Genomic DNA, 11407 nt, shown 5'->3' on the forward strand with positions numbered 1-11407 from the left:
GACCGATGCCGGCGGGCTGAGCTCCACCCGCGCGCTGACGGTGAACGTCACGGACGTCAACGAGGCGCCGACGATCACATCCTCCGCCGCGTTCAACGTCGCCGAGAACGGCACGGCGGTGGCGACGCTGACCGCGACCGATCCGGATGCGGGCGCGACCCGCAGCTGGTCGATCTCGGGCACCGATGCCAATCTCTTCCAGATCGACGCCCAGACCGGGGCGCTCAGCTTCGTCGCGGCGCCGAACTTCGAGAACCCGCAGGATGCCGGCGGCGACAACGTCTACAACCTGACGGTCGCGGTCTCGGACGGCACCAACACCACCTCCCAGGCGGTGGCGGTCACGGTGACCAACGCGAACGACGCGCCTGTCATCACCTCCGCCGCTGCGATGCAGGTCGTGGAAGGCACGACGGCCGTGGCGACGCTGTCGGCCAGCGACGAGGATGGCAACACGCTGAGCTGGTCGATCGCCGGCGGTGCCGATGCGGCGAAGTTCGCGATCAACAGCTCGACGGGCGCACTGAGTTTCCAGTCCGCCCCAAATTACGACAGCCCGACCGATAGCGGCCAGAACAATGTCTACGATCTGCAGGTGCGGGTCTCGGACGGAACGGCGACCACGCTGCAATCGGTGTCGGTCACGGTCCAGCGCGACCAGCAGGCGCCTGTCATCACCAGTGCCGGCAGCGTCTCTGTGGCGGAGAACGGCACGGCGGTGATGACCGCGACGGCGACCGACCGCAATGCGGGCGACACGATCAGCTGGTCGATTGCCGGCGGCGCGGATGCTACAAAGTTCACCATCGACGCCCAGACCGGTGCGCTCAGCTTTGTTTCCGCGCCCGACCGCGAGCAGCCGACCGATGCGGGCGGCGACAATGTCTACGACGTCGTGCTGAAGGCGCAGGACCAGACGGGCCTGTCCTCGACCAAGGCTTTGGCCGTCACGGTGACGAATGTGGACGAGGCGCCGGTGTTCGCAACGGCCAGCGCGCTGTCGGCGCCCGAGCAGCAGACCTCCGTCGCGACCATCCTGGCCACCGACCCCGAGCGCACCGCGATCAGCTACGCCATCGCCGGCGGCGCCGACGCGGCGAAGTTCACCATCGACGGCCAGACCGGCCAGCTCGCCTTCACCTCGGCGCAGGACTACCAGAACCCCGGCGACAGCAATCAGGATCGCGTCTACGAGGTGATCGTGCGGGCCTCGGACGGTTCGCTCACCACCGACCGGACCTTCAACGTCACGCTGACGGATGTGAACCAGCCGCCGAGCTTCACCTCCGCCACGACGGCGAGCGTGGGCGAGAACGGCACGGCGGTGATGACCGTCGCGGCGACCGATCCCGATGCCGGCACCACCCTGACCTATGCGATCTCGGGCGGTGCCGATGCCTCGCTCTTCGCGATCAACTCGCAGACGGGCCAGCTCGCCTTCCGCAATGCGCCGAACTACGAGGCGCCCGGCGACAACAATCACGACAACGTCTACGACGTGACCGTGCTGGTGTCGGACGGCACCAATGCGCGCACCCAGACCGTCAGCGTCACCGTCACCGACGTCGCCGAGGCGCCGACCATCACCTCTGCCGGCACCGCGACGGTGAACGAGGGGCAGAGCGCCGTGCTGACCGTGGCCGCGACCGATCCCGACGCCGGGACCACGCTGAGCTATTCGATTTCGGGCGGCGCCGATGCAGGCGCCTTCACCATCGATGCGCAGACGGGGGCGCTGCGCTTCGCCAGCGCGCCGGATTTCGAGGCCAAGGCCGACGCCGATCACGACAATGTCTACAATGTGCAGGTCTCGGTGTCCGATGGCGGGCTGACGACGCAGCAGATGCTCGCGGTGACGCTGGCCAATGTCGCGCCGACCATCACCTCGGCCGCAAGCTTCGCGCTCAACGAGAACGCGGTGGCCGCAGGCAGCATCTCCGCCACCGATCCGGCCGGCGGCACATTGGTCTATGCGCTGGCGGGCGGGGCCGACGCCAATCTGTTCTCGATCGATTCCTCGACCGGTGCGCTGAGCTTCCGCTCCGCGCCGAATTTCGAGAGCCCCGCCGATTCAGGGCAGGACAATCGCTACAACCTCAATGTCCTGGTGTCCGACGGCGCCGCTGTGACGACACAGGCGATCGAGGTCGTGGTCTCCGACGTCAACGAGGCGCCGAGCCTGACCTCGGCCGCGACCACGGTGGCGATCGCGGAGAACCAGGCCGGCGCGACGGTGACCAGCTTCACCGGCTCGGATCCCGATGCCGGCGACCATGTGCATTATTCGCTGGGCGGGGCCGATGCTTCGGCCTTCGAGATCGCCAACGGCACTGTGAAGCTGCTGGCGGGCGTCGCCTTCGACTACGAGACCAAGTCGAGCTACGCGGTCGATCTCATCGCGACCGACGACCATGGCCTCAGCACCACCCGCTCGCTCAGCGTGCTCGTCGGGGATGTGCAGGGCGAGACCCTGGTCGGCACCAGCGGCAACGACCGGCTCGTCGGCGGTATCGGCAATGATTCGCTGGAAGGCGGAGGCGGTGCGGACCAGCTGATCGGCGGCGCCGATATCGATACGGCCGTCTACAGCCATTCCTCGGCGGGCGTCACGGTCGATCTGGGGGCCGGTACGGGGCAGAACGGCGAGGCGCAGGGCGACACGCTCTCCGGCATCGAGAACGTGATCGGCTCCGACTATGCCGATACGCTGACCGGCGATGGCGGCGCCAACCGGCTCGTGGGTGGCGCCGGCGACGACAGCCTGACCGGCGGGGGCGGCAACGACACGCTGATCGGCGGCGCGGGCGCGGATTTCATGTCGGGCGGGGCCGGCGACGACGTGTTCGAGAGCGAGGGCGCGGGCAATGGCCAGGACACCATCCAGGGCGGCGCCGGCTTCGACACGGTGAAGTTCACCGATAGCGGCAGTGTCGTGCTCACGGGACTGAGCGGCATCGAGGATCTCGATTTCCGCAACGGCTCGGCCAACAGCGCGACGATCGACGCCGCGACGCTGACCAGCCTGGCGCCGGAGAACAGCCTGCTGGTGATCAACCGCGACAGCAACGACACGATCGATCTCGGCGGCACCGCCAAGAGCGGCGAGGTCACCGATCATGGCATCGTCTACGACGTCTACACCATGAACGACGACCAGAACCACGCCGTCACCATCCATCTCCAGCACGTCGCCTGAGCGGGACGAAGGCCGGCCGGCGTCGTAGCGTCGCGACGTCGCCGGGCTGCCGGGGGCCGGCGCGGGGCAGGGCGTCCTGCACGCAAAGGAATCGCGAAGGACCCAGCCGCGGGACCCACGAGACAAGCCACAAAACAAAACCCCGGAGATCGCGGCTGCGATCTCCGGGGCTTCGAAAATGGTGGGCGCGACAGGGATCGAACCTGTGACCCCTACGATGTCAACGTAGTGCTCTCCCGCTGAGCTACGCGCCCGTCGCCACGTCGTTTGCGGCGCTCGGGAGCGTGTCCGGGCCTGTCGGCCGCAGTCACGCTGCGAGGTGAGGGGGCTATAGCGGCTCGGCCTTTGGCTGGCAAGGCGTTTGCCGCATAATTTTCAAGCCGCCAGCAGCTTCTCGACCTCGTTCACCAGCTCGCGCAGATGGAAGGGCTTGGAGAGCACCTTGGCATCCTTCGGCGTCTGCGAATCGGGATTAAGGGCGACGGCGGCGAAGCCGGTAATGAACATCACCTTGATGTCGGGATCGAGCTCGGTGGCGCGGCGCGCCAGCTCGATGCCGTCCATCTCCGGCATGACGATATCCGTCAGCAGGAGCTCGAAAGGCTCCTCGCGCAGGCGGTTATAGGCCGACAGGCCGTTGTCGAAGGAGGCGACGTCGTAGCCCGCATTCTGCAGGGCCTTGACCAGGAAGCGACGCATGTCGTTGTCGTCTTCCGCGAGCAAAATCTTCGTCATGGGCCAGTTCTGTCCGTCCCCGGGGCCTGTCTGCAGCGGATGCCGCCCGGGCTGAGGCCGGCGTCCGGTTCGAATCGTCTGTGCCCGCGAGCGGGCCCGGATGGCTGGGTTAGCGACCCGGCCGCGCGGTTGAAACCATGTCCTCACATAAGGCAGCATTATGGTAAACAACCGGTGAATCCGTTCGGCCCGCGCACGGCTCCGCGAGCGCGCTTCTAAGCCTGGCCGTTCTGTGCTTCAGTCCAGTCCAGATGAGCCTCTCCAGCGATCCGTTTCCGCCGGGACCCGAAGACGTCGTCGGGCCGATCGGCCGACCCTTCAGCCTCTACCAGCCGGCTCTCCAGATCGTGCCGGTGGTCGTGGACGTGCCCCATGCCGGCCGGTGCTACCCGCCGGATTTCGTCGCCGGGGCGCGGCTGCCCTTGAAGAGCCTGCGTCGCTCGGAGGATGCCTTCGTCGACCAGCTTTTCGCGCATTGCGTCGTGCTGGGCGCGCCGCTTCTGGTCGCCGAATTCCCGCGCGCCTATCTCGACGTCAATCGCGAGCCCTATGAGCTCGACCCGCGGATGTTCGAGGGGCGGGTGCCGCCCTTCGCCAATACGCGCTCGGTGCGGGTGGCAGGGGGCCTCGGCACGGTGCCGCGGATCGTCGGGGACGGGCAGGAGATCTATCGCGGGCGCATCCCCGTGGGGGAGGGGCTGGGGCGGATCGATACGCTCTACCGCCCCTATCATGCGGGGCTGCGCAGCCTCATCCAGCGCACGCAATCGGCCTTCGGCACCTGCGTTCTGGTGGATGCGCATTCGATGCCCTCGGCCGGGCTCGACCGCGACGGGCTGCCGAAATCGGACATCATCCTCGGGGACCGATTCGGCACCAGCGCCGCGCCGCATGTGATGGACGTCGCCGAAGAGGCCTTCGCCCGACGCGGGCTGCGGGTGACCCGCAACCGGCCCTATGCCGGAGGCTTCATCACCGAGCATTACGGGACGCCGGGCGCCGGGGTCCATGCCCTGCAGATCGAGATCAATCGCGGGCTTTATATGGATGAAGCGGCTCTGATGCCCCATGCCGGATTCGCGGCCTTCAGGGAGCTGATATCGGCTGCGATGGCGGATTGCTTCGCGCATTGGAGCGGATGGCTCGGGGACTGGCGCCAGGCCGCCGAATAATCCGCCGCAAGCGGCCGCGCCGATTCCGTAAGCCGAATTCCACTCCGTTCTCGCCGACGCCGGCCAGAAAAAAGGGCCGCACACTTGCGTGGCGGCCCAAGTCTAGGGAGGAAACGCCCAAGGAGGGCAAGCAAAGGCTTGAAGTGATCTCCCCTTCGCAGTTGCAAAATAGCGCGCCGCGCTGCGGAAGATCAAGTCGTTTCGCAAAGGAGCGGGATGGCCATGCGCCAGGTGCATATCGGCGTAAAATTCGTTGCAGAAAGAACCAGTTAACGCGGTCTTGCTAAACCGGGCATGGCGTGGGAAGCGACCGCGCGCGACACGGGTTTTATCCCGCATCGCAACAAATCCGGGTGGGGAAACGAGTGAGCGCAGTCGATTTCAAGGCCTTCGTGAGCGAGCTGGCGACCCAATCTGGCCGCGCGATCCTGCCCTTCTTCCGCGCCCATCACGGCACCGAGGACAAATCGCGGGGCGGGGTGTTCGACCCGGTGACCGAGGCCGACAAGGCCGGCGAAGTCGTGATGCGCCGGCTGATTCGGCAGCAATTCCCGCAGCATGGGGTGCTGGGCGAGGAGTTCGGCAGCGAGAACACCGATGCCGAATATGTCTGGGTTCTGGACCCGATCGACGGAACGCGCGCCTTCATCTCCGGCATTCCGGTCTGGGGCACGCTGATCGGGCTGACGCGCCAGGGCGCGCCTGTCTACGGAATGATGCACCAGCCCTTCACCGGCGAGCGCTTTTCGGGCGACGGGGCCGAGGCCCATTACGAGGGGCCGGGCGGAGCCCGCCGGCTGCGCAGCCGGAACACGGCGAGCCTCGCCACGGCGACGCTGATGACGACCTCGCCGGGGCTGTTCGAGGGTGAAGAGGCGCAGGCGTTCGGCCGTGTCGAGAGCCAGGTGCGGCTCTCGCGCTATGGCTGCGACTGCTACGCCTACTGCATGCTCGCGGCCGGGCAGATCGATCTGGTGATCGAGAGCGGACTGAAGCCCTACGACATCGTCGCGCTGATCCCGATCATCGAGGGCGCGGGCGGCATCGTCACCTCATGGGATGGCGGGAGCGCCGCCGGCGGCGGCCGCGTCATCGCCGCCGCCAACCGCAGCCTGCACGAGGCCGCGCTCGCCCTGCTCGCCGGCTGAGGAGCCGGCGGCGTCCTCGCCGGGGATGAAGGCGTCGAACGCGGCCCAGAAGCGCTCGCGGATCGGGTCGCTCTCCATCAGAATTTCATGGCGGGCCTCGGGAAAGACGATCGCACGCCCGGTCTTGAGCCTGGCGGCGAAGCGCTCGATCGCAGGGGTCGAGACCACCGGGTCCTGGCCTGCCGCGATCAGCAGGGTCGGCACGCGGATCTGCCGTGCCGCCTCGCGGGCCTCGAGCCTCCGCATGAGCTGGAAGGCCGTGCGCACCCAGGCGATGGTGGGGTCGCCGACGCACAGACCATAGGCCGCCGCGGACAGCGTCGCATTGCGGGCATAGCGGGCGGCATCCCCGGTGAGGCGGTTGCCGGCGAAGGGCTTGGTCGCGATCGCAGTGTCGCCGCCGCCGGGCACGAAGCAACGGCCGAGGCCGAGCCAGAACAGAACGCTGGCCAGCCGGCTCGCCGCCAGCGGCCGGCGCACGAGCGTGAGGCCCAGCATGGGCGCGATGCCGACGAGGCGCGAGACCGGCAGTGCGCCCCGCCGCGCCGCGTCGAGGCACAGCGCCGCGCCCATGGAATGGGCGAGAACGAAATTCGGCTGCGGGAACCGCGCCTGCATCTCGGCCATGGCGAGGGCGAGATCGGCCTCGTAATGCCTCAGCCAGCCGACATGGCCCTTGCGCCCGCGGCGGACGAAGCGCTGGGAGCCGCCCTGTCCGCGCCAGTCGAAGGTGAGCACATGCAGGCCGCGCCGGCGCAGCTCGGCCACCGTCTCGCTGTAGCGCTCGATGAATTCCGCCCGGCCCTGGATCAGCAGCACCGTTCCCCGGACGGGCCTCGTGGTCGGGTGCCAGCTGGCGAAGCGCAGCTGCGCGCCATCCCCGGTCGCTGCGAACCAGACCTTGCCATGGCCCGGCACGGGATAGTCCGGGTGGTGGAAGAAGCTGGCCTCGGCCATCGGGTCTCCGGGCTTTTCGGCCGGTCCGCCGGATGCGACGGCCCGGTCTCGGCCCGCTGGTTATGACCCCGGCGGTGGGCTCTTGAAAAGCCGAAAACCGTTTCCCAGATCATTCCTGCGCAGGCCGGAGACCGGCTGCGCAAACCGAAAACGGCCCGTGCTCAGGCGAGGCGGGCCATCATGAACGTCGCTTCTTTGGAGGACAAACCATGCGTCATTTCGATCTGTCTCCGCTCTATCGCTCCACCGTCGGTTTCGACCGCCTGTTCTCGCTCCTCGACCAGGCCTCGAGCAACGACGCCGCGCCGAGCTATCCGCCCTACAACATCGAGCGCACGGCCGAGAACGCCTACCGCATCACCATCGCGGTGGCCGGTTTCGGCGAGGCCGACCTCGCCATCGAAAGCAAGGAGAACACGCTCAGCGTGAAGGGCGAGAAGAAGGCCGAGGAGGAGGGGAAGCGCGAGGTCCTGCATCAGGGCATCGCCGCCCGCGCCTTCGAGCGCCGCTTCCAGCTCGCCGACTACGTCCAGGTGACGGGGGCGAGCCTTGAAAACGGCCTGCTCCATATCGACCTCGTCCGCGAGATCCCCGAGGCCAAGAAGCCGCGCCAGATTCCGATCGGCGCCGGCTCGGCCAAGGTGATCGAGGCGAAGGTCGAGACCGCCAAGGCGGCCTGATCGCCGCAAGCGGAAGCCGGGCCTGAGGCCCGCTTCGCGACGGCCCCCGGAAACGGGGGCCTTTTTTCGTGCGGCGCTCCCGCTCTGCTGAAACTGCCGCCTACCGCATCACTCGGTGGGCGTCACCGGCGGGATCACCGTCTCGACCCGTGGGCGGCTGCTCGTCTCGTCCTGACCCTGCACGGGCGGGATCGTGGACGCGCCCGGCGCGGCCGGGGCGGGAGACGGCGCCGCTGCCGGCGGCTGGGGCTGGGCGGCGGCCGGCTTGGCGTCATCCTGCGGCGCGGCCGCACCCGGCTTGGGCTGCGACCATTGCGGGGGGCGCACGTCCTGCGGGTTGACCGGCTTGGCCGCCTCGGCGCCCTGCGGCGTAGGAGGAGACGGCGGCAGAGGCTGAGGCTGAGACGGCGGGGCCGGCGCGGGTTCGCCGGAAGGCGCGGCCTTCTGCGTCGCAGCTGGCGGCTGAGCGGGAGCGGCCTGAGGCTGGGTGCCGCTCTGCCCCTCGATCTGTGCCGGTCGCTGCGGCGGGGCGGGCGCTATTTTCGGGCGAGCATTGTCGTGCGGAACCGGGCGGGCGGGCTCGGGTGGCCGGGGCGACGACAGTGTCTGCCTGCGGATCAGGTCGCCGGCATAGGCGTCGAGCACGAGGCGCTGGCGGCGGCCGTCGGCGCGTGCGCCTTCGACGATATAGGCGTCGCCGCTGCGGGTGAGCCTGTCGATCCGCGTCAGGCCATGGCGCTCATAGGCGAGCCGACCGATCTCCTCCGCCGTGACGGCTGCGGGCAGGCGGCGACGCGGCGCCGGGCGATAGATATACCCGTCGTCCTCGCGGTAGCCATATCCATAGCCATAGCCGTAGCGCGGCCCGTAGCCATCGATCTCGGCGGGGGGGTAGCGATAGCCGTCATCATAGTAATACTGCGCGGTCGCGCTTCCTGCCGTTGCGGCCAGGCTCGCCAGCGCGGCAAGGCCGATCAGGCCGCCGCGAAGAAGCGCCGTCGAACGCTCAACCATCGAATCGTCCTCAAAGCTGGAGCGGTGCCGGCTCCTTTCGGCGCCGAACCGGGCATTGTCGGGGCGAATGCGGCGGTCATGCGGCCGAAATTCGGGGGAAAGCGGCCGCTTTCCTCAGCCGATCAGCGCGATCAGGCGCGTCACCTCCGCCGGATCGGTGGCGAAGGACATGACGAAGCGGGCCAGGATCTCGCCGGGCTGCAAGGCGTTCTCGGGCGCCAGCGAGCGCGTGCTCCAGGGATGGTAGCGCACGCCCGCCGCCTGCAGCGTGGCATGCAGGGCGGGGGGCAGGATGATGAAGACCTCGTTGGCCTCGACCGGCCAGGCGAGGCGGGCCTTGTCGCCGGCCGCGACGGCCTCGGAGAGCCTGCGCGCCTGCGCATTGGCGTGGCGGGCGAGGTCGAGCCAATGATCCTGCGCCAGCAGGCCTTCGAACTGCGCGCCCAGGAAGCGGCCCTTGGACAGGGTCTGGCCGGCGCGCTTGCGCCGCCACGTCATCTCCTCGGCCATGGCCTTGTCGAAGAAGATCACCGCTTCCGCCGCCCAGGCCCCGTTCTTGGTGCCGCCGAAGGAGAGAACGTCGATGCCGGCCTTCCAGGTGATTTCTGCGGGCGAGCAGCCGAGGCTCGCCACCGCATTGGCGAAGCGGGCGCCGTCCATGTGGAAGGCGAGGCCGCGCGCCTGCGAGGCGTCGCGCAGCGCCCGCACCTCGGCCGGCGTGTAGACCGTGCCGCATGCGGTCGCCTGGGTGATCGAGAGCGCCTGCGGCTGGACATTGTGGAAACTGCCGGGCTGCCGGTGATCGAGCGCCTCGGTGACGGTGGCGGCGGTGAGCTTGGCGCCGGTGCCGGGCAGTTCGATGAGCTTGGCCCCGTCGCTGAAGAATTCGGGCGCGCCGCATTCATCCTCGACGACATGGCTCTCGCGATGGGTCAGCACCGCGCCCCAGGGGCGAACCAGGCTCGCCAGCGCCAGCGCATTGGCGGCGGTGCCGGTGGTGACCAGGAAGGCGGCGACCTCGCGCTCGAACAGCGCTCCGAAGCGCTCCTCGACCCGGCGGCTCCAGTCGTCGGCGCCATATCCGGCGGCCGGGCCTTCATTGGCGGCTGCCAGGGCGGACATGACGCGGGGGCTGGCGCCGGCGGTGTTGTCGCTGATGAAGTTCATGAGCGGTGGTTTACGCGCCGCTCGCCGCCGCGCCAAGGCGCGGCAGGCTCCGGCGGCCCTGCCGTCAGCGAATGAAGGCCAGCGCCAGCAGCAGGAAGGCCGTGGTTAGCAGGCTGGCGAAGGTCAGCGTCATTCCGGCGATGCGGAAGCGGACATCTTCGTCGAGACGCGCCACGCCCCAGCCATGCAGCGCGCGGCCGAACAGCAGAGCGATGCACAAGGCATGGAGCAGCCAGCCGGGCGCGCCCCCGAACTCGGCGAAGGCGAGAAGCAGCAGCGCCAGCGGTACATATTCGGCGAAATTGGCATGGACGCGGATCCGTCGCTCGAGACCCGCGTTTCCGCCGCTGCCGAGCGCCTGGCGGGTCTGCCGCCGGATTCGGATGACATTCACCGAGAGCAGGACGAAGAGGAGCGCCAGGAGAGCGGCGTAAACGGGCACGATCACGAGGGGCATGGGCCAAACCTTCCCAACCTGTTGGAGAAAGACACCAGCGAGGCTCCCATTACGGCAGGAAGACCGGACGGGTTCGGATCGTTATCGTGAGATGCCTCTGCTCGCTCGAAAATGTCCCGAATGATCGCGCTGTCGACATTTTATTTTAAGACGGCGCAAAACCACCTCTTGTGCCCAGATTGGAATTCTGGCAAATTCGTCCCAATAGGACAGTGTTGCTGTCCCATTTTCATCGCGCCGATCACGGTCCGCTCGGGCTTGTGATCGTGCCGTCGCAACGGAGGCTCACATGACGAAGGGCAAGGCCGGCAACGCCAAAGCCAAGCGTCCGCGCGCCGTCCGTAAAACGACGGCCTGAGGACAGGCGCGAGCGGGCGAGAGAAAGCCCGAGGCGCCTGCGGAGGACGCGGGCGCGGGGACAACCAAGCGCAAGCGACCCCTGACGAAAAGACAGCAGGCCGTCTCGGCCGAGCCTGACCGAACCGGCACGGCCGGCGGGAAGGCGCGGGACGGACGGGCGGATTGAACGGGCGTTCCAAAGGCATCGCGCCGGCGGAAGATGGCGAGCGGGGTTTGACGATGAGCGCGACCAGCCAGTCGAGCAGTGAATTTCCGGTCGGAACGGTCGCGAAGGCCGAGGCCGAGCGCTTCCCGGCCGTGCGCGATCCGGCGATGCCGGTGCATCAGGGCCTCTACGACCCCGCCAACGAGAAGGATTCCTGCGGCGTCGGCTTCATCGCCGACATGAAGAACCGCAGGAGCCACAGGATCGTCGAGCAGGGCCTGCAGATCCTGAGCAATCTCGATCATCGCGGCGCCGTCGGCGCCGATCCCAAGCTCGGCGACGGCTGCGGCATCCTCACCCAGATTCCGCATCGCTT

Annotated in this window: 10 protein-coding genes and 1 tRNA gene; 5 read left to right on the plus strand and 6 right to left on the minus strand. The window is 68.3% G+C overall.

Going from position 1 to position 11407, the window contains the following annotated elements; genetic code table 11:
• A partial coding sequence (locus ACOJTB_RS15245) for a cadherin domain-containing protein (RefSeq protein WP_420103377.1) occupies positions 1 to 3196 on the plus strand: 3196 nt, incomplete at its 5' end.
• 179 nt (positions 3197 to 3375) lie between these two features.
• Here ACOJTB_RS15245 and ACOJTB_RS15250 read toward each other — a convergent pair.
• Together ACOJTB_RS15250 and cpdR are read right to left on the minus strand one after the other, a co-directional pair.
• Positions 3376 to 3450, minus strand: a tRNA-Val gene (locus ACOJTB_RS15250).
• A 121-nt stretch (positions 3451 to 3571) separates the two neighbouring features.
• Positions 3572 to 3931 carry a cell cycle two-component system response regulator CpdR gene (cpdR, locus tag ACOJTB_RS15255; RefSeq protein ID WP_038363805.1) on the minus strand — a complete coding sequence of 120 codons (360 nt, stop codon included), beginning with the start codon at positions 3929 to 3931 and terminating at the stop codon, positions 3572 to 3574.
• Between the two features lie 251 nt (positions 3932 to 4182).
• On the opposite strand from cpdR, the gene ACOJTB_RS15260 reads away from it, so the two are divergent.
• Positions 4183 to 5103: an N-formylglutamate amidohydrolase gene (locus ACOJTB_RS15260; protein ID WP_420103378.1), complete on the plus strand. Its 921-nt coding sequence runs from the start codon at positions 4183 to 4185 to the stop codon at positions 5101 to 5103.
• A gap of 365 nt (positions 5104 to 5468) precedes the next feature.
• Positions 5469 to 6251, plus strand: coding sequence for a histidinol-phosphatase (hisN, locus tag ACOJTB_RS15265; protein ID WP_420103379.1), 783 nt, complete (start codon positions 5469 to 5471; stop codon positions 6249 to 6251).
• On the opposite strand, the gene ACOJTB_RS15270 is transcribed toward hisN, so the two are convergent.
• A complete protein-coding gene (locus tag ACOJTB_RS15270) occupies positions 6156 to 7208 on the minus strand; it encodes an alpha/beta fold hydrolase (protein ID WP_420103380.1) in 1053 nt (350 codons plus the stop codon). The genes hisN and ACOJTB_RS15270 overlap by 96 nt on opposite strands.
• 209 nt (positions 7209 to 7417) lie before the next feature.
• Here ACOJTB_RS15270 and ACOJTB_RS15275 point away from each other — a divergent pair, with 209 nt between their 5' ends.
• Positions 7418 to 7888 carry an Hsp20 family protein gene (locus ACOJTB_RS15275; RefSeq protein ID WP_420103381.1) on the plus strand — a complete coding sequence of 157 codons (471 nt, stop codon included), beginning with the start codon at positions 7418 to 7420 and terminating at the stop codon, positions 7886 to 7888.
• A gap of 108 nt (positions 7889 to 7996) precedes the next feature.
• On the opposite strand, the gene ACOJTB_RS15280 is transcribed toward ACOJTB_RS15275, so the two are convergent.
• The 3 genes from ACOJTB_RS15280 to ACOJTB_RS15290 all read right to left on the minus strand — a co-directional run bounded on the left by ACOJTB_RS15280 (position 7997) and on the right by ACOJTB_RS15290 (position 10526).
• Positions 7997 to 8902, minus strand: coding sequence for a hypothetical protein (locus ACOJTB_RS15280; protein ID WP_420103382.1), 906 nt, complete (start codon positions 8900 to 8902; stop codon positions 7997 to 7999).
• A 114-nt stretch (positions 8903 to 9016) separates the two neighbouring features.
• Complete coding sequence (locus tag ACOJTB_RS15285; protein ID WP_420103383.1) at positions 9017 to 10069, minus strand: threonine aldolase family protein; 1053 nt, start codon at positions 10067 to 10069, stop codon at positions 9017 to 9019.
• Positions 10070 to 10133: 64 nt separating this feature from the next.
• Positions 10134 to 10526, minus strand: a complete 393-nt coding sequence (locus ACOJTB_RS15290) for an MAPEG family protein (RefSeq protein ID WP_420103384.1) — start codon at positions 10524 to 10526, stop codon at positions 10134 to 10136.
• Between the two features lie 579 nt (positions 10527 to 11105).
• Between ACOJTB_RS15290 and ACOJTB_RS15295 the strand changes: the two genes are divergently transcribed.
• On the plus strand, positions 11106 to 11407 hold a 302-nt coding region (locus ACOJTB_RS15295; RefSeq protein WP_420103385.1), incomplete at its 3' end, for a hypothetical protein.

This window comes from Allobosea sp., from assembly GCF_048595345.1.
In the GTDB taxonomy this organism is placed as follows: domain Bacteria; phylum Pseudomonadota; class Alphaproteobacteria; order Rhizobiales; family Beijerinckiaceae; genus Allobosea.

Excerpts from the sequence above, each read along its gene's own strand:
- cpdR (WP_038363805.1), bottom strand. The coding sequence starts at position 3,931 with ATGACGAAGATTTTGCTCGCGGAAGACGACAACGACATGCGTCGCTTC.
- ACOJTB_RS15260 (WP_420103378.1), top strand. The coding sequence starts at position 4,183 with ATGAGCCTCTCCAGCGATCCGTTTCCGCCGGGACCCGAAGACGTCGTC.
- ACOJTB_RS15270 (WP_420103380.1), bottom strand. The coding sequence starts at position 7,208 with ATGGCCGAGGCCAGCTTCTTCCACCACCCGGACTATCCCGTGCCGGGC.
- ACOJTB_RS15275 (WP_420103381.1), top strand. The coding sequence starts at position 7,418 with ATGCGTCATTTCGATCTGTCTCCGCTCTATCGCTCCACCGTCGGTTTC.
- ACOJTB_RS15280 (WP_420103382.1), bottom strand. The coding sequence starts at position 8,902 with ATGGTTGAGCGTTCGACGGCGCTTCTTCGCGGCGGCCTGATCGGCCTT.
- ACOJTB_RS15285 (WP_420103383.1), bottom strand. The coding sequence starts at position 10,069 with ATGAACTTCATCAGCGACAACACCGCCGGCGCCAGCCCCCGCGTCATG.
- ACOJTB_RS15290 (WP_420103384.1), bottom strand. The coding sequence starts at position 10,526 with ATGCCCCTCGTGATCGTGCCCGTTTACGCCGCTCTCCTGGCGCTCCTC.